Origin of the sequence: Sphingobium aromaticiconvertens (assembly GCF_037154075.1) — a bacterium.
Taxonomy (GTDB): domain Bacteria; phylum Pseudomonadota; class Alphaproteobacteria; order Sphingomonadales; family Sphingomonadaceae; genus Sphingobium; species Sphingobium aromaticiconvertens.
Genome location: NZ_JBANRJ010000001.1, coordinates 1,120,720 through 1,140,937, shown reverse-complemented (window position 1 = coordinate 1,140,937; position 20,218 = coordinate 1,120,720). Strand labels below are relative to the sequence as shown.

Annotated in this window: 17 protein-coding genes, 1 tRNA gene and 1 pseudogene; 7 read left to right on the top strand and 12 right to left on the bottom strand. The window is 62.2% G+C overall.

Annotated elements, in window-relative coordinates; all coding sequences use genetic code 11:
• Positions 1–339: 339 nt before the first annotated feature.
• Positions 340–1,569, top strand: coding sequence for a hypothetical protein (locus tag WFR25_RS05545; protein ID WP_336969323.1), 1,230 nt, complete (start codon positions 340–342; stop codon positions 1,567–1,569).
• A 16-nt stretch (positions 1,570–1,585) separates the two neighbouring features.
• Here the strand turns inward: WFR25_RS05545 and WFR25_RS05540 are convergent.
• From WFR25_RS05540 to WFR25_RS05505, 8 genes and pseudogenes are all read right to left on the bottom strand, one after another.
• A pseudogene (locus WFR25_RS05540) lies at positions 1,586–2,811 on the bottom strand (tyrosine-type recombinase/integrase).
• A gap of 719 nt (positions 2,812–3,530) precedes the next feature.
• On the bottom strand, positions 3,531–4,529 hold the full coding sequence (locus tag WFR25_RS05535; protein ID WP_336969321.1) for a nucleotidyl transferase AbiEii/AbiGii toxin family protein: 999 nt from the start codon (positions 4,527–4,529) through the stop codon (positions 3,531–3,533).
• Between the two features lie 56 nt (positions 4,530–4,585).
• Entirely contained in the window at positions 4,586–5,326 is a 741-nt protein-coding gene (locus WFR25_RS05530) for a DUF6088 family protein (RefSeq protein WP_336969320.1), read from the bottom strand.
• A gap of 553 nt (positions 5,327–5,879) precedes the next feature.
• Positions 5,880–6,770 (bottom strand): hypothetical protein, encoded by an 891-nt coding sequence (locus WFR25_RS05525; RefSeq protein WP_336969317.1) that lies wholly within the window; start codon positions 6,768–6,770, stop codon positions 5,880–5,882.
• 102 nt (positions 6,771–6,872) lie between these two features.
• Positions 6,873–7,655, bottom strand: coding sequence for an IS21-like element helper ATPase IstB (gene istB / locus WFR25_RS05520; RefSeq protein ID WP_336968219.1), 783 nt, complete (start codon positions 7,653–7,655; stop codon positions 6,873–6,875).
• Positions 7,645–9,168, bottom strand: coding sequence for an IS21 family transposase (gene istA / locus WFR25_RS05515; protein ID WP_336968217.1), 1,524 nt, complete (start codon positions 9,166–9,168; stop codon positions 7,645–7,647). The genes istB and istA overlap by 11 nt, the downstream gene beginning before the upstream one ends.
• Positions 9,169–9,275: 107 nt before the next feature.
• Positions 9,276–10,484 (bottom strand): tyrosine-type recombinase/integrase, encoded by a 1,209-nt coding sequence (locus tag WFR25_RS05510; RefSeq protein WP_336969315.1) that lies wholly within the window; start codon positions 10,482–10,484, stop codon positions 9,276–9,278.
• A gap of 177 nt (positions 10,485–10,661) precedes the next feature.
• Positions 10,662–10,748 (bottom strand) — tRNA-Leu (locus WFR25_RS05505).
• A 155-nt stretch (positions 10,749–10,903) separates the two neighbouring features.
• On the opposite strand from WFR25_RS05505, the gene WFR25_RS05500 reads away from it, so the two are divergent.
• The 5 genes from WFR25_RS05500 (at position 10,904) to WFR25_RS05480 (ending at position 16,140) form a co-directional block, all read left to right on the top strand.
• A complete protein-coding gene (locus tag WFR25_RS05500; protein WP_336969314.1) occupies positions 10,904–11,671 on the top strand; it encodes an alpha/beta fold hydrolase in 768 nt (255 codons plus the stop codon).
• Positions 11,668–12,528, top strand: a complete 861-nt coding sequence (locus tag WFR25_RS05495; RefSeq protein ID WP_336969312.1) for a tetratricopeptide repeat protein — start codon at positions 11,668–11,670, stop codon at positions 12,526–12,528. The genes WFR25_RS05500 and WFR25_RS05495 overlap by 4 nt, the downstream gene beginning before the upstream one ends.
• A gap of 92 nt (positions 12,529–12,620) precedes the next feature.
• Positions 12,621–13,229 carry a Holliday junction branch migration protein RuvA gene (gene ruvA / locus WFR25_RS05490; RefSeq protein WP_336969309.1) on the top strand — a complete coding sequence of 203 codons (609 nt, stop codon included), beginning with the start codon at positions 12,621–12,623 and terminating at the stop codon, positions 13,227–13,229.
• A complete protein-coding gene (ruvB, locus tag WFR25_RS05485) occupies positions 13,226–14,248 on the top strand; it encodes a Holliday junction branch migration DNA helicase RuvB (protein WP_336969306.1) in 1,023 nt (340 codons plus the stop codon). Before ruvA ends, ruvB begins: the two co-directional genes overlap by 4 nt.
• Before the next feature lie 113 nt (positions 14,249–14,361).
• The gene (locus WFR25_RS05480) at positions 14,362–16,140 is read left to right on the top strand and encodes an AMP-dependent synthetase/ligase (protein ID WP_419723145.1); all 1,779 of its coding nucleotides are present in this window, start codon (positions 14,362–14,364) and stop codon (positions 16,138–16,140) included.
• Between the two features lie 7 nt (positions 16,141–16,147).
• Here the strand turns inward: WFR25_RS05480 and WFR25_RS05475 are convergent, their stop codons facing one another.
• The 3 genes from WFR25_RS05475 to WFR25_RS05465 are packed head-to-tail and all read right to left on the bottom strand — an operon-like array spanning position 16,148 to position 17,757.
• Positions 16,148–16,555 carry a hypothetical protein gene (locus tag WFR25_RS05475; protein WP_336969305.1) on the bottom strand — a complete coding sequence of 136 codons (408 nt, stop codon included), beginning with the start codon at positions 16,553–16,555 and terminating at the stop codon, positions 16,148–16,150.
• Positions 16,556–16,613: 58 nt separating this feature from the next.
• Positions 16,614–17,336: a hydroxyacylglutathione hydrolase gene (gene gloB, locus WFR25_RS05470; RefSeq protein WP_336969303.1), complete on the bottom strand. Its 723-nt coding sequence runs from the start codon at positions 17,334–17,336 to the stop codon at positions 16,614–16,616.
• 4 nt (positions 17,337–17,340) lie between these two features.
• A complete protein-coding gene (locus tag WFR25_RS05465; RefSeq protein WP_336974719.1) occupies positions 17,341–17,757 on the bottom strand; it encodes a VOC family protein in 417 nt (138 codons plus the stop codon).
• Between the two features lie 104 nt (positions 17,758–17,861).
• Here WFR25_RS05465 and WFR25_RS05460 point away from each other — a divergent pair, with 104 nt between their 5' ends.
• Positions 17,862–18,566, top strand: coding sequence for an SIMPL domain-containing protein (locus WFR25_RS05460; RefSeq protein WP_336969300.1), 705 nt, complete (start codon positions 17,862–17,864; stop codon positions 18,564–18,566).
• A 41-nt stretch (positions 18,567–18,607) separates the two neighbouring features.
• Here the strand turns inward: WFR25_RS05460 and WFR25_RS05455 are convergent, their stop codons facing one another.
• Complete coding sequence (locus WFR25_RS05455) at positions 18,608–20,206, bottom strand: family 43 glycosylhydrolase (protein ID WP_336969298.1); 1,599 nt, start codon at positions 20,204–20,206, stop codon at positions 18,608–18,610.
• Positions 20,207–20,218: the final 12 nt, after the last annotated feature.

Here is a 20,218-nt window from a genome sequence, read left to right as displayed (position 1 = left end):
GTGTTGAGAACGTGCATGAGAACACGCGCCGACGCCTTTGGCCGCGAACGGCTTGGACATGCGCGTCGGCCACCCGGCCGCACGATGGCGGGTAAATCATCCCATGCGAGGTTCTCACGCCTCGGCACCGCCAAAAAGCGGTGCCAGATCAGACTAATGCAGGATCGAAGAGAAGCAAGCCCGGGGTTTCCGGGTTGTGGTCGATCCGCGGCCTTGACGATCTGTTGCCTTGGCCCACGCACGACGCACCGATCGCCGGACGCTCGGGCCTGGGCAATCTGGCGCGAGAAACTACCAGGAATGATCGCGCCTTAAGTGTCTGCCGTCAGGCGACATAGGATGAAGGACAGTGTTGTTGGTGAGATGGCAGTGAACAGTGTAAGGCAGACGAATTCCGAAAATGACCCGATTGGCCCGACCAGCCTGACTCGCCAGGAACTTCATGCGCTGGTCTGGGCGCATCCCGTCAGCCATCTGGCAAAGAGGTTCGGGATATCCGACCAGGGATTGGCCAAGATTTGTGATCGGTTCGAAGTTCCGCGACCAGTCCAGGGTCATTGGAACAAGCTCGCTGCAGGCAAGCCCGTTATAACCAGGGCATTGCCGCCAGCCGGGCCGGGCATGGACGAGACGATCAGGATCGTCCCGGTCGCCGCCGGGCGCGCCGTTGCCCCGGCAACTCAGATTGCCCTCGCGGCAGCGCGTGACAAGGCCAGCCCGCCCCGCATCGTCGACCGTCTCGCCCGACCGCATCCGATCATTGCTGGTTGGATCGCGAAGCGAGAGCGCGACATCGGCAAGCGGGAACAGATCTATGACCATCGGCTCAAGCGGCTGGTCCACCCAGCGCCGTTCACTCCGCAGGAACGGCGGCGCCACAGGGCGCTGGATGCGTTGCTCAAGGCGCTGGAAGCCGAGCATGTGGCGATCACAGAAAGCGACCGGCGTGACCTTGTCGCCACGCTCGGGCGCGAAAGGATCGAATTTCAGCTCAGGACGAAGCTGCAGCAGGTCCGACGGCCGCTCACGGCCGATGAGCAGCGTTGGCGCTCGTCCGGTGACAAGGACTACAGGCTGGAACTTGTCGAGACCGACATCCTCATCTTCGAGGTGAAAGGCTGGCTGCCCGGCGGCTTGCAACGCAACTGGCAGGACGGCCGCAAGGGCACAGTTGAGATGATGGCCGGCGACATTCTCGCGACACTGGTCGCCGCGTTCCCGCTGATGGCGGTCGAGCGCGAGCAGCGCGAGAAAGCGGAGGAGCGGCGACGGATTGAGGCGCAGCGGCGCTACGAACTGGAACAGCAACGCAAGCTCGAGGAGAACCGCTTTCGGCGCCTGCTCGAGCATGCCGGCCGGTGGCGCGATGCCGAACTTGCCCGGAGTTTCGTCGCCGCGCTTCGCGCCGCGATTCCGGATCCGACCATGGTCATAGAAGACAAGCCGGCGTCCGAATGGCTGGATTGGGCGGAGGCGCGGGCGACCCAATATGATCCGCTCGCATCCGATCCGCTGGATGTGTTCGAATCGATCGCCGATGTGACGAACTGGACCTACCGTGATCGGTGATCGGATGTGCGTCCTGTCAGCCGCGCGCGAAGTTCGGCTTCAGCACCTTGGCGCCGTCGCGCAACTGGTCGAGATGATCGGACCAGTGCTGCATCATGCGCACGCGCTCGTCCCAATATTCGCCGCGGGTGTAGGCACGCCGGATGGCGTTGGTCTCCATATGGGCGAGCTGGCGCTCGATGGCGTCGGGATTGAATTTGCCTGTTTCGTTGAGCAGCGTCGCCGCCATCGCCCGGAAACCGTGCGCCGTCATCTCCTCCTGCCCGAACCCGAGCGCCCGCAGCGCCGCATTGACGGTATTCTCGGACATCGGGCGACGCGGCGAGCGGAAGGAGGGAAAGCAGTATTTCCCCGTGCCCGTCAGCTCCCAGAGCTGCTCGAAGAGCTTGGTTGCCTGCGTGGACAGCGGCACCCGGTGCGGCCGCCGCATCTTCATCTTCTGCTCGGGGATGTTCCAGACCGAACGGTCGAATTCGAATTCGCTCCACTCCGCCTGACGCAATTCGCCGGGGCGCACGAACAGATGTGCCGACAGCCTGAGCCCGAACAGGGTGATGGCATGGCCGGTATAGCCTTCGATCGCGCGCATGAGTTCGCCCGCGCCCTTGTCAGTGGTGATGGCGGCGAGATGCTTGGCCTTGGGCACGGTGAGCGCGCCGCGCAGGTCGCGTGCCGGATCGGTTTCGGCCCGCGTGGTCGCGATGGCATAGCGGAACACGCGACCGAGCACGCTGCGCATGCGCCGTGCGCTTTCGTAGCGGCCGGTGGCCTCGATCGAGCGGAGCACGACAAGCACCTCCTGCGCGGTGATCTTGGCGACGGGGCGATTGCCGATCCTGGGATAGGCCTTGTCGAGCAGCCAGCGAATCTTGCTGAGGGTGATCTCGGCCATCCCTTCGCGTTCCTGCTTGGCGACCCATTCCTCGGCGACCAGCTTGAAGCTGTTCTCCTCGGACAGCATCTCGCGGGCCACGGCGAGCTTGGCCTCGTGCGAGGGATCGCGAGGCCGGCCGCGATCAGCTTGCGCGCTTCGTCGCGCCGTTCGCGCGCATCGCCGAGACCGACATCGGGCCATGCGCCGAAGGAGAGCGTGCGCTGCTTGCCAAGATAGGCATAGTTCAGCCGCCAGAGCTTGCGGCCGTTCGGCTTGACGAGGAGATAGAGGCCGGCGCCGTCGGTGAGCTTGTATTCGCGCTCCCTCGGCCTGGCGCTGGTAACGGTCGTGGCGTAAAGTTTTCCCATGGTATCGGCCCGTCCATAAGGGGCCTTCGATACCATGCAGGATACCATATTTGTTCCCGATTGGTGCCGGATCAGCCCGGATTTGACCGGACGGTCTTAGCACAAAAAACGGCTGAAATCAGCCACCTTTCGGACGTTCTCGGATGTCCCCGGAAGAACAAATGGTGCCCAGAAGAGCTTGATTGCTGGGCAGCTAAGCGATTGATTTCGCAGTCAAATCATAGACTTACGAACTCGCCAAAGGCATCATTAGCACGATCTGGATTCGTGGAAAAGGCTGGATGTGGATGGACGCTCTGCTCAAGCCCGGCTCGGCTCGAGCGCTGGCCAATTCGAGATCATGGGCGCGAGGAACTTCCATGCGTCGAGTAATTGCCTCAATTTTTATGCCCCAGATAAGCTCATGGTATATCCATGGCCTAAAATCCAATGTCATTCGAGCGCTGGACGTAAATCGACGGGCGGATCGTATCCGTCTGGGCGTTGGGCCGGATTGTCCGAAATATGGCTACAAATTTCGGACAAGTGAGGGGATCATCGCATTCCCTGACACGATAACCTAAAGATCGTGCAGCAGAAAAACCTAATGGCAGCGCATGACAAGGTGAACGTGGCGACCACTCCCAAGGGAGGTTCCTGAGCGCTCTTTGCACTTCGCACGGTCCGGAGAGCAGCCGCGCGATGCGGGCGATATCAGCCAGAGCAATGTCGCGTGATGATCATGCGGCCGGTTCGTTCAACGAGCGCTGGAGCGTTTCGACGGTTGCGAGGACGGCATCGAAGTCGGGCACATCGCCGAAGATCATGCCGGCCATGGCACCATAGTCGCGGCGGAGGTCAGCGATCATCGCGTCGGTCGGTATCAGGGAGAAGCTACCGGGCTCAGCATGAGCAAGATCGAGGTCGCGGCTGTTAAAGAACATCCGGGCGTGTGCGACGCAATCCCTGCCGAGCTCGGGGTTGGCCATCGCTGAAGCGCCGGTTCCGGCGACCATCATTTGATGCACGTCGTAATAATGGCGTGAGACGCGCTGGCCACCCGCACGCAAAACCTGCCGGGCGTCGAACCAGCGGCGCAGGCCATGGAGAATGACGACCTTGTCCCAGAAGGTGCGTTCCACGTCGACGATGGTCACGTTGGCGACCGTCAGGTCGAGGGCGGGCAGGTCGTCGGCGAGATAGGGAGTGACGCTATGGCGTGCATGAGGGTCGAGAGCGGATTTGGCCCCGGATTCTATTTTGACGGCTTTGCGGATGTACCCGTCGGGATCGGCTGTCACGCTTGGATACCAAAGTAGAAGGCTCTGCGCGCTTTCATCGTCCGGATCGAGTTCGACCTTCGCGCCTGCCATGCCCTCGCCCACTGCACTGGCCAGTGTCTCCGAAAGCTGGACGAACAGGTCTCCGCCTATGAAGGCTTGGCATGCCGCCTTAATGGCATCGAGCTTGGCCTGTCGCTTCTTGCCGGACATCCCCTCCAGCGCCTCGACGCTTGCATCTTGGCCGATGTCTTCGCGAAACACCGTGATGTCGATGTCCTCGGAAAAACGCTGAATCAGGCCGAAGCCTTTCGACAGCGACGTACCCCCTTTGAACAGAAAGCGCGGGCCGTGGGACGCCGGACCGTTGAACAGTGCATCGAGCGTCCAGCAGACCCAGAAATCCTTCTCGATATTCTGGGGCGCTGTGCCGAGCCGCTGGCCGGCGCCGATGAACACATCCCGTCGATCCGTCGGATCGGATGCTAGGAACTGGGCGTAGGCGGCGTTCATTGTCATGCTCGCTTGGTCTTCAGACGGTCAGCTGACAAGGTAGCCGGCATCGTATCGCGCAGGATATTCTGCATCCAGAGCGGGAGCGTCAGCATATCGGCCTGAAGGTCGTTGACGATGTCGGCGCCGTGATCAGGGTGGGCGAAAATGGTGCGCAGACGCTTGGCAACATCCGGATCGGTATCTCCCCCGGCGTCATGCAACCAATGCAAGGCCTGGACGACACGCATCGCTGGCCGCCCCGCCCAGTGCAGTCGACTTGGCGCAGTGGTTTTGAAATCGATCTTGAGGTTGCCGAGCGTGATGGGCTTCAATCTTGCGTCGGTATGGACGACGATGCGAGCAGGGACGGCATCGGAGAGTCCTAGATCGTTGGCCGCGGTTACGCCATCGACGAGGACACGGGCTTGGTCCCGCCGAGCCAGTGCATCGACGACGGCGCGCGGATCGGGGTGCGTGGGCTTGCCCGTGAGGTGGTTGAGTTTCGGCTTGTCATACAGGCCGCGGGCAATCCTGCGAACATCGCCATTGCGGGTCAGTCGATGGAGCACCTGATCAACGGCGTCGCGAGAGCCAAGGTCGAGAAAGTCCTGCGGCGTCCAGACTGAAGGCACGCCTCCGGAGACCATTCGGTCCAATATGGCACTTTTGAGATCGAGGCCCGGTCCGCGCATGCCAGTTCCTTTGTCAGAAGCGTGTATGCGCAGTTCTGACAAATTGCAAAACGAATTTGTCAGGTTCATGATGTATTTTTCTGACAAATTATGAGGAACAGAATGAGGTGGCAGAATCTGCAGAGGGAAACCCTCAAGGGCCTTCTTGAAAAGCTGGCGACGCTTTCGAGGCCGAACGCATGGATTGCTAGCGCGTGCCGCGTGAGCAAGCTTGAGATTGATCCTCGCTTCTGGAACGCAGCGCCATGCCTAAGCCAGCTGAACGACCGTGGACGTTAATAGATGTAGGCGGATTCAGAAGAGCTTTCTAGTGGAGCACCTAAGCAATTGATTTCTCAATCAAATCATAGGCTTGAGAAGTCGCAACCTCTGCCCAGGTCTTGATCCGGAACTGGAAATTGTCGCTGTTGAGGAACAGGCATGCGGGAGATCCGTCTTATAGATTCGGCTCTCGATCTCCGGCTCGAACTCGCTGGCGACGAGAATGAAGTTCCAGCTCGTGTCGGTATGCAGAAATTTCGGCTCTTCGCGAATCGCGTTTACATAGTCGGCCGCAAATCTCCGCTGCCCGGACGAAGATAATTTAGCGGGACTGCAAGAGTTTTACCGAGTGTCGGCATCGCTATTCGATCGACTTCTCAACAAAACCCAATGTGTTAGCGTTCTCGACCAGTGTCCTGACCTTCGCTCGATCAAGACCCGAGGGCACATCGGCTTCAATTTCCAACCTGAGCCTCACCGCACTGCCGGGCAAGGTCGTGAGCTGCTCAACGATAGCCTCCACGATCTGATGAATCTCCCTCGCAGGGCGGTCAGCTGAAATCATGACCGCACCGGTGAAACGCGTTGGCAGTTTTTCAGCTGGTGGCGGTTCAGGCGGGCCTCCAGGCGAGGTCTCGCCGGGACCTGGTGCCGGTTCCCCAGCACCACCGCTGGTGTCGCCGCCGCCAGAAGTAGGCTGCCTAGGTGCCGGGCGGTGTGCCTCAGCTGCATCCGGTTTGATGATGATGCTGTCACCGTCAATTACGACTGCGGCATTCGCCGATCGCTCGATGGCAAGGCCCAGATAGGTGTCTGACTTTTCGTCCCAACGCTCAGCATAGGCGAAAGGGCCGGGAAGCATGCCACTCACGGCCGCCTGTACTGCCTTGATCAACACCTCCTGATTTTTCAGGCGCGGCAGGTAAACGTACCTGTTGAGGTACTCCCGCAGATCTTTCAAACTGAGGTGATGCTTCCCGTTCCAAATATACTTTTGGAGATCACGATCCAGGCGCGTCGGTCCGAGTTCCGTGAGCAAGCCTTCCTCAGCTAAGAGCTTCTTGCTGGCACGCGCCAGTAATCCATCCTGGGCTGGGATCTTGCCAGACATCCATTCAACATCAGCCTGTGCGCTATCCTGGGACGGGTAATGCAGATAGCACCACGCCTCCTTCAAACGCGTCCTCATGGTCTCGTTTGCCTCAGTCAATTTTGCCTTGGCGAGCGCGCTGTCACTCTGAGTGAGATTCAAACGATCGGTATCCCGAACTGTTGATTGCCGTTGAGAAGTGACCCGGGGTTTTCATCGAGAAGTGACCCACCTTGCGATTATGTTTCGGATGTCACCGTTGGGTCAAGATGAGGTTTTCTCCTTTCGCGCTGTGGGCTGCTGAGCAGAGCTGTTTTTGAACCGGAAGCTGTCGTTGCCGGTTTCAAGGATGTGGCAGTGATGGGTCAGCCGATCGAGCAGCGCTGTGGTCATCTTGGCATCACCGAACACGGTGGCCCATTCACTGAAGCTGAGGTTGGTGGTGATGATGACGCTGGTGCGCTCGTAAAGTTTGCTGAGCAGATGGAACAGCAATGCACCGCCTGAGGCGCTGAACGGCAGATAGCCGAGCTCATCGAGGATCACGAGATCGGCGTGGGCGAGCCTTCCGGCGACCTGGCCTGCCTTGCCCTGGGCCTTCTCCTGTTCGAGCGCATTAACCAACTCGACGGTGGAGAAGAACCGCACCCGTTTTCGATGATGCTCGATGGCCTGAACGCCCAGCGCTGTCGCGATGTGGGTCTTGCCGGTGCCGGGGCCGCCGACCAGCACGATGTTGTCGGCAACGTCGATAAACTCACAGCGGTGAAGCTGGCGCACCAGCGCTTCGTTGATCTCACTGCTGGCGAAGTCGAAGCCTGCCAGGTCGCGATAGGCCGGGAACCGCGCAGCCTTGAGTTGATAGGATACCGATCGCACCTCTCGTTCAGCAGTCTCCGCCTTCAGGAGCTGGGACAGGATCGGGATGGCGGCATCGAACGCCGGTGCACCCTGTTCCATGAGATCGGTAACGGCCTGCGCCATGCCGTGCATCTTGAGGCTGCGCAGCATGACGATAATAGCGCCGCTGGCGGGATCATGACGCATGGCGGCTCTCCCGACGCAGAGCGTCATAGCGCTCGACATTGGCCATCGGCTCGCTGACCAGTCTCAGCGCCTGTGGCGCCGTGACCGGCGGCGTTGTCAGCGGCTTGCCGTCGAGCAGACGGTGCAGGAGGTTGAGGATATGGGTCTTGGTTGGAACGCCCCCCTCCAACGCCATCGTGACGGCCGTCAGCACGGTCTGCTCGTCATGATGCAGCACCAGGGCCAGGATCTCGACCATCTCCCTGTCACCGCCAGGAGACCGCAACAGATGCCGCTGCAGCCGCTGGAAGGGATCAGGCAGTTCAAGGAACGGCGCCCCATTGCGCAGGGCACCTGGCTTGCGCTGCACCACCGCCAGATAATGGCGCCAGTCATAGACGGTGCGCCCCGGCCCATCGTGGGATCGTTCGATGATACGCTGGTGTTCGCACAGCAACTGTCCCTCGGCGACCACCAGGAAGCGGTCGGGATAGACGCGCAGGCTGACGGGGCGGTTGGCGAACGACGCCGGCACGCTGTAGCGGTTGCGCTCGAGATGGACGAGGCAGGTCGGTGAGACCCGCTTGCCATACTCGACAAAGCCATCGAACGCCCTGCCTGTCGGCATCAGGCTCGCCACCTCATCCGCCCAGGCATCAGCGACAGACCCGGGCTCGATTCCGTGCGGAATATCCTGCCATAGCGCCTTGCAGCGCTCCTCCAGCCAGATGTTCAAAGCGTCGAGGCTCTGAGTCTGGGGGACAGGCTGCCACAGGCGATGCCGTGCATCCTGCACGTTCTTCTCGACCTGGCCCTTCTCCCACCCAGCGGCCGGATTACAGAACTCGGCCTCGAACAGATAATGGCTCACCATCGTCAGGAAGCGGGCGTTGACGGTCCGGCTCTTGCCGCGCCCGACCTTGTCGACGGCAGTCCTCATGTTGTCGTAGATGCCGCGTCGCGGCACGCCGCCCAGCACGCGGAACGCATGATTATGGGCGTCGAACAGCATCTCGTGGGTCTGCAGTAGATAGGCCCGCACAAAGAAGGCGCGACTGTAGCTGAGCTTGAAGTGCGCGACCTGCAGCTTGGTGCGCACGCCATCGATGATCGCCCAGTCCTCGCTCCAGTCGAACTGGAACGCCTCACCCGGTGCGAAGGACAACGGCACGAAGGTGCCTCTGCCGCTCATCTGCTGCTGGCGGCGATAATCATCACGCCAGTCCCGGGCAAAGGCCGCGACACGGCCATAGGAACCGTCAAAGCCGAGGCTCACCAGATCGGCATACAACTGCTTGACCGTGCGCTTCTGCTTGCGCGGACGGCCCATCTCCCGCCTCAGCCAGGCTGTCAGCCGCTCGACGAACGGGTCCAGCTTGCTCGGTCGCTCCGGCACCTTGAACTGCGGCTCGATCGTGTCCGACCGCAGATATTTACGAACGGTGTTGCGGGAAAGACCGGTGCGCCTGGCTATCTCCCGGATCGATAGATGATCGCGGTAATGCCACCGCCGGATAACGCTCAATAATGCCATGTCCAACACTCCATGGTCCCCCGCTCGTCAAAGCCAGGGACGTGTTCAAACATGGGTCACTTCTCAGTGGAAATTACTGGCTTCCCCGGGTCACTTCTCAACGGCAATCAACAGGCTGGCCGTAGGATCTTCCCACCGTCGCGCAGCTGGTCGAGATAGTCCGACCAGCGCTGCATCATGACGACGCGCTCGTCCCAATATTCGCCGCGAGCATAGGCGCGCCGGACCTGATTGGTGTCGACATGGGCGAGCTGGCGCTCGATCGCGTCGGGGTTCCATTCGCCCATCTCGTTGAGCAGCGTCGCGGCCATCGCCCGGAAACCGTGCGCGGTCATCTGGTCGGTCGTGTAGCCGAGCTTGCGCAAGCCCTGGTTGACGGCATTCTCCGACATCGCCTTGCGCGGCTTGCCGAGGCACGGGAACAGGTATTTCCACCAGTGCGTGTGCTCGTGAAGCTCCTTGAGCATCGCGATCACCTGCCGTGACAGCGGCACTCGGTGCGGCCGTCGCATCTTCATGCGCTCCGCAGGGATGAACCAGATTGCCTCGTCGAAATCGATATCGGTCCATTCGGCCTGCCTCAGCTCGCCGGGCCGAAGCAGCACATGTGGGGAGAGCCGCATTGCCATGACGGTAACCTTGTGGCCGCTATAGCCGTCAATGGCCCGGAGCAAAGCGCCGACCTCGGACGGCCGCGTGATGGCCGCGAAATGCCTGACCTTGGGCACGGCGATCGCGCCGCGAAGGTCGGCGGCAACATCCTTGTCGCACCGAACGGTCGCCACGCCATAGCGGAACACGCGGCTCAGGACGCTGCGCATGCGCCGTGCGCTCTCGTAGGCGCCGGTCGCCTCGACTTTGCGAAGGACGGCGAGCGCCTCATGCGGCGTGATCTGCGCGATCGGGATCGTGCCGATCAATGGATAGGCCTTGGCAAGCAGCCAGCGGATCTTGTCGACGGTCACCGGCGCGAGACCGTCCCGCTCGCATTTGACGAGCCATTCCTCGGCGACCGCCTGGAACGTGTTGGCAGCGGCGTACTTGGCGGCGATCCGCGCGCGCTTTTTCTCCAGCGCCGGATCGATCCCCTCGGCAATCTTTCTCTTGGCCTCGTCGCGCCGAACACGCGCTTCAGCGAGGCTTATGGTTGGCCACCCGCCGAGATGAAGCTTCTTCTGCTTGTCCAGAAATCGGTAGTTGAAGCGCCATAGCTTCGAGCCATTGGGCTGGATGACGAGATAGAGGCCTTGAGAATCGGATAGGTTCCAGGCCTTCGCTCTTGGCTTGGCGGCATTGATCTGAATGTAGGTCAGCATGGTCGTTTTCCCAGCAAGGCCGGGTCGATCCGAGGGCAACAAAAAGAACCACATTTTGTGGTCGCTGCTGTTGCCCTTAGCCGGATTTCGCCGGACGGTGTCTGGCGATTCTCGGTCAAGAAATGCTGTGAAACCAGCCGCTTACTGGACTTATCTGGACGCTGCCAGAGCCAGTATTGGTGCCCAGAAGAGGACTCGAACCTCCACGACCTTGCGATCGCCAGCACCTGAAGCTGGTGCGTCTACCAATTCCGCCATCTGGGCACGGGGTAGGTCGGCGCGATTAGCCGCTGGCAGGGGGGCTGTCAATCGCGATGGGCGCATTAATTTGGGGAATGACTATTTTTCGGAGAGGCTTAGCTTGAACAGTGGCGAGCAGGCGGGGATATAGGCGGTTCTGGACATAGCAAGCACTGGACATGCCCGTGGCGGATATCGCCCCTGTCGACACACCCGATTTCTTCGCCCGACCCGATGGCCTGCGCCTTGCGTACCGTCAGCACCGGGGCACGGGACCGACCATCCTGTTCCTTCCCGGCTATATGTCGGACATGGAGGGCAGCAAGGCGGTGGCGCTTCATAACTGGGCCGCACAGCAGGGCCGGCCCCTGTTGCGGCTCGATTATGTGGGCTGTGGCGCCAGCGACGGACGGTTCGAGGATGGGACACTCCATAGCTGGCGCGACGACGTGCTGCTGCTGCTCGACAAGTTGATACAGGGGCCGGTGATCCTGGTGGGGTCGTCCATGGGCGGATGGCTGGCGCTGCTGGTGGCGCTGGCGCGGCCTGCGCGAGTGCAGGCGCTGGTCGGCATTGCCGCCGCGCCCGATTTCACCGACTGGGGCTTTACCGACGCGGACAAGGCGCTGCTGGCGACCGAAGGCCGGATTGTCGAGCCGACCCCCTATAGCGACCAGCCCTATGTCACCACGCATGCCTTTTGGGAGTCGGGACAGGCATCGCGGCTGCTGAGCAACCCCATCGCGATCGACTGCCCGGTGCGGCTGTTGCAGGGGCAGGAGGACGCCGACGTGCCCTGGCAGGTCGCGACGCGGCTGGCCGGACGTTTGCGTTCATCGGATGTGCAGACGCTGCTGATTAAGGACGGCGACCATCGCCTTTCCCGCGACGCGGATATTGCCCTGTTGATCCGTACCGTCGCCTCGCTTGCGGATATAGTTCCATGACATTGCTGCTGGCCTTGCTGCTCACTCCCCAGGCCTATGCGCCAGAGGTGGAGGCGGTGATGAACCGATCCAAGGACCGTGCGGAGAAGGCGCGCAGCGCTGCCGCGTCCCCGCCCCCACCTCATGATGCGGCAACGACCGCCGCCACCGCTTTGCCCGTTCCGCCGGAGGTTGCCGCGCCGTTTCAGGCCTGCCTCGACGATGCGGTAGAATCGCCCGAAAAGGGCATTGCCCACGCCAATGCATGGCGCATCAAGGGCGGCAGCTTTTATGCGCGCCAATGCCTGGGCTTTGCCTATGCGCGGGCCGAACGCTGGGCGCCCGCAATCGTCACGTTCGAACAGGCGGCCGAAGAAGCCGAGCGTGCGGGCGCCATGCCCCAAAGCGCGCGCCTGTGGGCGCAGGCAGGCAATGCCGCACTGGCGGGTGGCGACCCGGCGAAGGCGCGCAGCGATCTGGACGCGGCGCTGGCGCGCGGTATCCCCGACGGCATGGAAAAGGGCGAGGTGCATCTGGACCGCGCCCGCGCTTTGGTGGCGCTGAACGATCCCAAGGGTGCGCGCGATTCGCTCGACATCGCACTGGAGCAGGCGCCGCGAGATCCGCTGGGCTGGCTGCTGTCAGCCACGCTGGCACGGCGAGCGGGGGAAATGCCGCTGGCGCAGGCGCACATTGCGCGCGCCGTGCAATTGTCCCCCGACGATGCTTCAGTGGCGCTGGAGGAAGGGAATATCGCGGTACTGACCGGCCATGACGATGTCGCCCGGTCAGCCTGGCAGCGGGCCGTGAAACTGGCGCCTGAATCCGCGATGGGCAAGGCCGCTGCGGACAACCTCACGCGCCTGCCGGCTGGCTGATCCCGACACGGAATTAACGAACACAGGAAATGTGCCAAAAATCGCATTGCGCGGGGTGACGGACAGCCTTCTCTGTTCTATCCCTGTTCCCCATGATCGCGAAACTGAAGGGGCTGCTGGACAGCACCGGCATTGACCATGCCGTCATCGATGTGGGGGGCGTTGGCTATCTGGTCGGCGCGTCGTCGCGGACACTGGCGGCGCTTGGCACCGTGGGTGAAGCCGTCACCATTCACACCGAAATGCTGGTGTCGGAGGATTCCATCCGCCTGATGGGCTTTGCCAGCGCGAGCGAACGTGACTGGTTCCGCCTGCTGACCGGCGTACAGGGCGTCGGCGCGCGGGTGGCACTCGCCATCCTCTCCGCCCTCGAACCCGCCGACCTGCACCGCGCGGTGGCGATGGGCGACAAGGCGATGGTCGCGCGCGCCAACGGCGTTGGCCCGAAGCTGGCGGAACGCATCGTGCGTGAACTCAAGGACAAGGTCGGCACCGTGCCGGTTCCTGTGAGCGGTGGCGGGATGGGTTTCACGGCGATGCCGACCGGCGGCCATGCTGCCGATGCCATTTCCGCCCTCCAGAATCTGGGCTTCCGCCCCGCCGAAGCCAGCGCCGCCGTCGCCGCTGCGGAAGCGGACATTGGCGAGAATGCTGGCCTTGACGCGCTGGTACGGCTCGCGCTGCGGAAGGCGGCGAAGTGACTGATACCGAGCGTCTCCTCACGCCTGCCCGCCGCGTAGAGGATGTCGACGCCGCGTTGCGCCCCAAATCGCTGGACGAATTTATCGGCCAGCAGGCTGCGCGGGAAAATCTGCGTATCTTCATTCAGGCGGCAAGGTCGCGTGGTGAAGCGCTGGACCATGTGCTTTTCTTCGGCCCGCCGGGGTTGGGCAAGACGACGCTGGCGCAGATCGTCGCCAAGGAAATGGGCGTGGGTTTTCGCGCCACGTCCGGTCCCGTCATTGCGAAGTCGGGCGATCTTGCCGCCCTTCTCACCAATCTGGACGAGGGTGATGTATTGTTCGTGGACGAAATCCACCGGCTCAATCCGGCGGTGGAGGAAATCCTCTATCCCGCGATGGAGGATCGTGCGCTCGACCTGATGATCGGCGAGGGGCCGTCCGCCCGCTCGGTTCGCATCGACCTGCCCAATTTCACGCTGGTCGGCGCGACGACGCGACAGGGGTTGCTCACGACCCCGCTGCGCGATCGCTTCGGCATTCCCGTGCGACTGCAATTCTATACCGTGCCCGAACTGGAGCTGGTGGTGCGCCGTGCTGCGCGGCTGCTTGATCTGGTCATGACGGAAGATGGCTCGACCGAAATCGCTCGTCGCGCACGGGGCACGCCGCGCATCGCCGGGCGATTGCTGCGCCGGGTGCGCGATTTCGCCAATGTCGCTGGCGCGCCGCGCGTCGATGCGAAGGTCGCCGACGCCGCCCTCAACCGGCTGGAGGTCGATCATCTGGGTCTCGACCTCATGGACCGGCGCTATCTCCACATGATCGCCGACATTTATCGCGGCGGCCCGGTGGGGGTGGAGACGCTGGCGGCGGGCCTTTCCGAACCGCGTGATACGGTCGAGGAAGTGATCGAACCCTATCTCATCCAGCTTGGCCTTATCGCCCGCACCGCGCGGGGGCGATGCCTCAACGGGCCGGGGTGGAAGCATCTGGGCCTCAACCCGCCGGCCGGCGCGCAGGATGGCCTGTTCGACTGACATATGCGTGTCATGGAACGGCGATTAGGCATGGCCGTTACGGAATCGCACCCTTATAGAAAATCCATGAGCGAATGCGCCCGGCAGAGGCGCGCCCGGCAGGAGTCGAGAGTTTGAAAGCCATCGAGTCATTTCCCAATCTGGTGACGATGTTCTTCGCCCGCGCCGCGCAAAAGGGCGACATGCCGATGCTGTGGCGCAAGGCGGACGGAAAATGGGCCTCGATCAGTTGGCAGGACGTCGCGGCCCGCGTCGCGGCGTTGGCCTCCGCGCTCAAGGCGCAGGGGTTGCGACCCGGCGATCCGGTGATGCTGGTCAGCGAGAACCGGCCCGAATTCTGCATCGCGGACCTTGCCATCATGGCGGCAGGCTGCGTCACCGTGCCGACCTATACCACCAATACCACGCGCGATCATCAGCATATCCTGACCGACAGTGGGGCTCGGGCGGTCATCGTATCCACCGCGAAGCTGGCGACGACGCTGATGCCCGCTGTGCTGCGGTCACAGGCCAGTCTGGTGATCGGCATGGAACCGATCCGCAGCGCCCAGGGACAGGTCGCCTGCCATTTGTGGGACGATCTGGTCGCACATCATATCGCCGATGTGGAGGCCTGCGCGGTCGAGCAAACTGCGCAACGGGGCGACCTGGCCTGCATCATCTATACCAGCGGCACGGGCGGCGCGCCGCGTGGAGTGATGCAGCATCACGGCTCCATCCTGTGCAATGTCGAGGGCGCGGCGGCGCTGCTGGCGGAAGATTTTGGCTGGGGCGAGGAAGTGTTCCTGTCCTTCCTCCCCCTTTCCCATGCCTATGAACATAGCGGCGGCCAGTATCTGCCGATCCTGCTGGGCGGGCAGATCTATTATTCCGAGGGTCTCGAAAAACTGGCCAGCAATATCGAGGAGGTGCGCCCGACGATCATGGTCGTCGTCCCCCGCCTGTTCGAAGTGCTGCGCGCGCGCGTGATCAAGGCCATCGAGAAGCAGGGCAAGCTGCCCAATTTCCTGCTGGCCCAGGCACTGCGGATCGGCACGAAAGAGCGGAAGGGGCGCAGGTCCATAGTCGACGCGCCGCTCAAGGCCCTGTTGGCCCACACCATCAAGCCCAAGATCCAGGCGCGCTTCGGTGGCCGGATGAAGGCGATGGTATCGGGCGGCGCACCGCTCAATCCCGATGTCGGCATCTTTTTTCAGTCGCTGGGGATCACCCTGCTTCAGGGCTATGGCCAGACTGAGGCCGGGCCGGTCATCAGTTGCAATCGCCCCAGCGCGGGGATCGCCATGGACACCGTCGGTCCACCGCTCAAAGGCGTGGAGGTGAAGATCGCCGAGGATGGCGAGATCTTGGTGCGCGGCGAACTGGTCATGCACGGCTATTGGCGCAACCCGGCGGAAAGCGAGCGGGTGCTGAAGGACGGCTGGCTGCACACCGGAGACATTGGCGAGATTGACGCGGCCGGGCGCATCCGCATTACCGACCGCAAGAAGGATCTGATCGTCAACGACAAGGGCGATAATATTGCGCCGCAAAAGGTTGAGGGGATGCTGACGCTGCAGCCGGAAATCGGACAGGCCATGATCCATGGCGACCGGCGGCCGCACATCGTCGGACTGCTGGTGCCCGATGCCGAATGGACGCGGGAATGGGCCGCCGCGCAGGGACGGGCCGTGGATGGAATAGCAAGCGATGCGGCCTATCAGGCAGCGCTGCGGGCGGCGGTCGACCGGGTCAATACGGACCTGTCCGTGGTCGAGCGGGTGCGCCGCTTCATCCTGGCCGACGAACCTTTCACCATCGAAAATGGCGAAATGACGCCATCGATGAAGATCCGCCGCCACATCATCCGCACCCGATATGAAGATCGGCTGAACCAGCTCTACAAAAGCTGATCCGCGCTTATTTGGCCGGGGTGCGATACGGAATGAAGTCGCCCAGCGCGCAACCACCCGACTGGGTGCCGATCGTCAGGTTGACCGATCGCGCGATGTCACCCCGGCAATATTGCGATCCAAAAGTGTTGACCACCAATGTATCGCCGCGCGTCAGGCCATTGCAACTGCCGATCAGGTCGTTGCGATAGACCAGCTTGCTGCTGACCCGATAGAGCAGCACATTATTGCTGATGACGCGCAGGCTGCTTTGGGGATAGCTGGTGATGCAGCTGACCTTTTCACCCGGCACCTTGCCCTCCAGCGCCTTTTCCAGCTCGGTTGCCTGTTTTGCAGTCAGTGGCGTGGGTTCATAGCTGCCCGCGCAGCCTGCCAGCGCCAGTGAGGCCACCATCGGGACGATTATCGCGCGCATGGTCACTCTCCTGTCAAAAGTCCTTGTCTATAAGGACGGCATCCTGACACAAAAACCGTCAGGCCGCATCCTTTGCCGCGCGCCTGCGGCCCAGTTCTTCCACACTGTCGGCGCGCAGGAAAGGGTTGGTCGCCCGTTCTGCGCCGATGGTGGTCGGCACGGTCGCCTCGCCCCGCGCACGGGCGGCATCGACCACAGCCATCCGGTCCCGTATCGCCTGATTATCTGGCTCCACCGACAGCGCAAAACGGCCATTGCTTTGCGTATATTCATGCGCGCAATAGACGATTGTATCGTCGGGCAATGTGGCAAAGCGCTGCATATTGGCGAACATCTGCGCCGCCGTTCCCTCGAACAGACGACCGCAGCCCATGGCGAACATCGTATCGCCAACGAAGATCAACCGATCATCCGCCAGATGATAGGCGATATGCCCGGCGGTGTGCGCGGGCACCGCCAGCACCTGCGCGCTGTGATCGCCGATCCGCACCGTGTCGCCCTCTCCCACACCCCGGTCGAGCGTGCTGATCCTGGCGGCCTCGGCAGCAGGACCGGTGATGGTGCAACCGGTCTGCGCCTTGATTTCGGCATTGCCTCCAACATGATCGGGGTGCCAGTGCGTGTTCCAGATCTGATTGATTACCCAGCCCCGCGCATGGGCAGCCTCCAGCACCGGGTCGGCAACAGCAGGATCGATCACCACCGTCTCGCCGGATGTGGCATCATGCATCAGCCAGACATAATTGTCGCTGAGCACGGGAACACGGACGATCTCCAGCATCGCCTTACCAGACGCCGATATTAGGCATGGAGACCCAGGGTTCTATCGGGTCCAGCCGCCCGTCCTGCAACAGTTCGATGGAGATATTGTCGGGCGTGCGGACGAAGGCCATGTGCCCATCGCGGGGCGGGCGGTTGATAGTGATTCCCGCGTCCATAAACCGCTGGCAGGTCTCATAGATATTTTCGACTTGATAAGCGATATGACCAAAATTGCGGCCCCCATCATAGGGTTCCGGGTCCCAATTATGGGTCAGTTCGACCTGCGCATCCTCGTCACCCGGCGCGGCAAGATAGACGAGGGTGAAACGCCCCTGTTCGCTCTCCATCCGCTTGACTTCCTTCAGGCCGAGCAGGTCGAAGAAGGCGATACTCTTGTCGACATCGGTAACACGGATCATGCTGTGCAGATATTTGGGCAAGGGGAACACTCCGTTCGTCTCTATAAAGCAACGGTTCATCTTCTGAATGGCAGTCATTCTATAGATAAGTCGCCACTCTGGCGATCGAAAGAGGGGATAGAGCGATGGCAATCGATATTCGCGACAAGGTCTTACTGGGCTGCGCGGCGATTTTGGGCGTGGGATTGATCGCAGGCGGCTATCTTCTGGGTGACGGCCTGACCCGCGCCAGGGCGGCAGACCGTTCGGTGACGGTGCGCGGCCTGTCGGAAAAGAATGTCACCGCCGACCTTGCCACCTGGTCGATCAGCTATTCGGCGAACGGCTTCGACCTGCCCACCGTGCGCGCGGAGATCGACAACAACACCCGCGAGTTGAAGGCCTATTTCACCGCACTCGGTTTCAAGCCCACCGACCTTACCCCCAGCGGCGCGGGCGTGAACCAGTATATCAATAATGGCGTCAACACGATCACCATCACCCAACGCATGTTGCTGCGGACCACTGACATCGCCCGCGCCCAGCGCGCCGTCGCGCAACAGTTCGATCTGGTCCGGCGCGGCGTCACGCTACAAGAGGGGTCGGGGATGCGCTACAGCTTCACCAAGCTGAACGATGTGAAGCCGACCATGGTCGCCGCCGCCACCAAGGACGCGCGCGCCTCCGCCGAACAGTTCGCCAAGGACAGCCGCACCAGCGTCGGCGGCATCAAGAGCGCGACGCAGGGCTATTTCTCGATCGAGGCTCGCGATGGCGAGGGCGACAGCGCCGCCGACACCCCATACAAGAAAGTGCGGGTGGTCACGACGGTCGACTTCTATCTGAATTAGGGTGTGAGGCCATTGCACGCAGGCCCCGTCGCATCAGAACCTCACAACGCCCTGAACCGGAAATCCCGAAACCGCGTCTCGCCCGGCCCCGCCGAATAGAGGCCAGGTCGCAGCATCAGGAAGCCGCCGCGAACATTGTGGTGATAGCCTGACACTTCCATTCCCCGGTCGAACCGTGCCCATGTCCTGCCGCCATCGCCGCTCAGGTGGAAGGAGATGATATGGCGGTTGTTCGTGACCCGCATCGTCATCCGGCGGCCATGGGGATTGGCGGGACGGCCGCGCTCTATGCCATATTGATGGGTGACGAAGCGCTGCTCGTCAAAGCCGAGGCCGCAATAGAGTTTGTCGTCGTAGAAAAGCAGCAGGCCCGCCGTGCCGCCCGGCGCAATCTCTATATCGCAGGAAAATTCATAGGCCGGGTCGCCCGCGATCAACAGCAGAGGAGAGGAATTGCTGGGTGCTGTCCCCCGTCCCTTCAATATCAGCGCGCCCTTTTCTACGCGCGCGCGGCTGGCCTCGTCCGGTGCGGGGCGGAAGAAGTTCCACTTGGCCCCCAGATCCAGCCGCTTGAAATCATCCGACAGGGCCTGACCATGGGGCAGAGCTTTGCCGCCGCGCGGTTTGGACAGTGGCTGTGACAGGTCGCCGCCGGTCATGCGGAACCAATCGTCCGCCGTCCATTCCACCGGGTCCAGCAGCGTTTGCCGCCCCAGTGTCCACAGGCCGTTTTCATAGCCATGATAGACCGCCCACCAACTGCCATCCGGCCCCTCGACCAGACTGGCGTGGCCGCGTGACCACCAGCGCTCATGGATGCTTTCCGTATGGACCAGCGGGTTATTGGGATGCTGTTCCCACGGCCCGTTGATCGAACGCGAACGCGCGGCGATGACCATATGGCCGGTCGGTGGCCCAGCCGTGCCGCCCACGGCGGTCAGCATGTAGAACCAGCCGCCATGGCGGTGGATCTTCGGTCCTTCCGGCGCGAACCCCTCGACATCCCAGGTGTCGGGATAGCGCCACGGATCGTACACATGCTCGACCGCGCCAACGGTCGACAGGCCATCGTCGGAAAGGCGGATGCGATCGCCGCCCGACAGAAACAGCCAGCGGCTGCCATCCTCCCCCACCGCATGGCAGGGGTCGATATGCTCGTGCAGCTTGAGGTCGATGGGGTCGCTCCATGGCCCGTCGATACTGTCGGCATGGATGACGAAGATGCTGTTGGGGCTGGCCTTGACCGGAATGTAAAGGAAATAGCGGCCCTCATGCTTTTCCAGGCTGACCGCCCAGACCGACCCGATATTCTTGTGGAGCGCGGCGCTACGCGGTTGCCAGTTGATCAGGTCGCGTGAGTGCCAGATCGTCAGCCCAGGATAGCTGTCGAAGGTGGAGAAGGTCATGTAATAATCCGCCCCGTCCTTCAGAATGGCGGGGTCGGGCCGATCGCCCGACAGCAGCGGATTGAGAAAACGGCCATCGCCCAGATCGGCGATCCGCTGATTGTCGAAGCCACGTTTCCAGTCGATCGATACGCCCGCCCCTTGCGAAGCGGCAACGGTCATATCGGGACGGACCAACGCAAGCGCGCCACCCGCCATCGCCCCCGTCATCGCCGTCCGCCGACTGATAGTCATTCTATAGCCCTT

Excerpts from the sequence above, each read along its gene's own strand:
- WFR25_RS05495 (WP_336969312.1), top strand. The coding sequence starts at position 11,668 with ATGACATTGCTGCTGGCCTTGCTGCTCACTCCCCAGGCCTATGCGCCA.
- WFR25_RS05510 (WP_336969315.1), bottom strand. The coding sequence starts at position 10,484 with ATGCTGACCTACATTCAGATCAATGCCGCCAAGCCAAGAGCGAAGGCC.
- WFR25_RS05500 (WP_336969314.1), top strand. The coding sequence starts at position 10,904 with ATGCCCGTGGCGGATATCGCCCCTGTCGACACACCCGATTTCTTCGCC.
- WFR25_RS05545 (WP_336969323.1), top strand. The coding sequence starts at position 340 with ATGAAGGACAGTGTTGTTGGTGAGATGGCAGTGAACAGTGTAAGGCAG.
- istB (WP_336968219.1), bottom strand. The coding sequence starts at position 7,655 with ATGCGTCATGATCCCGCCAGCGGCGCTATTATCGTCATGCTGCGCAGC.
- WFR25_RS05460 (WP_336969300.1), top strand. The coding sequence starts at position 17,862 with ATGGCAATCGATATTCGCGACAAGGTCTTACTGGGCTGCGCGGCGATT.
- WFR25_RS05455 (WP_336969298.1), bottom strand. The coding sequence starts at position 20,206 with ATGACTATCAGTCGGCGGACGGCGATGACGGGGGCGATGGCGGGTGGC.
- ruvA (WP_336969309.1), top strand. The coding sequence starts at position 12,621 with ATGATCGCGAAACTGAAGGGGCTGCTGGACAGCACCGGCATTGACCAT.
- WFR25_RS05530 (WP_336969320.1), bottom strand. The coding sequence starts at position 5,326 with ATGAACCTGACAAATTCGTTTTGCAATTTGTCAGAACTGCGCATACAC.
- gloB (WP_336969303.1), bottom strand. The coding sequence starts at position 17,336 with ATGCTGGAGATCGTCCGTGTTCCCGTGCTCAGCGACAATTATGTCTGG.
- WFR25_RS05475 (WP_336969305.1), bottom strand. The coding sequence starts at position 16,555 with ATGCGCGCGATAATCGTCCCGATGGTGGCCTCACTGGCGCTGGCAGGC.
- istA (WP_336968217.1), bottom strand. The coding sequence starts at position 9,168 with ATGGCATTATTGAGCGTTATCCGGCGGTGGCATTACCGCGATCATCTA.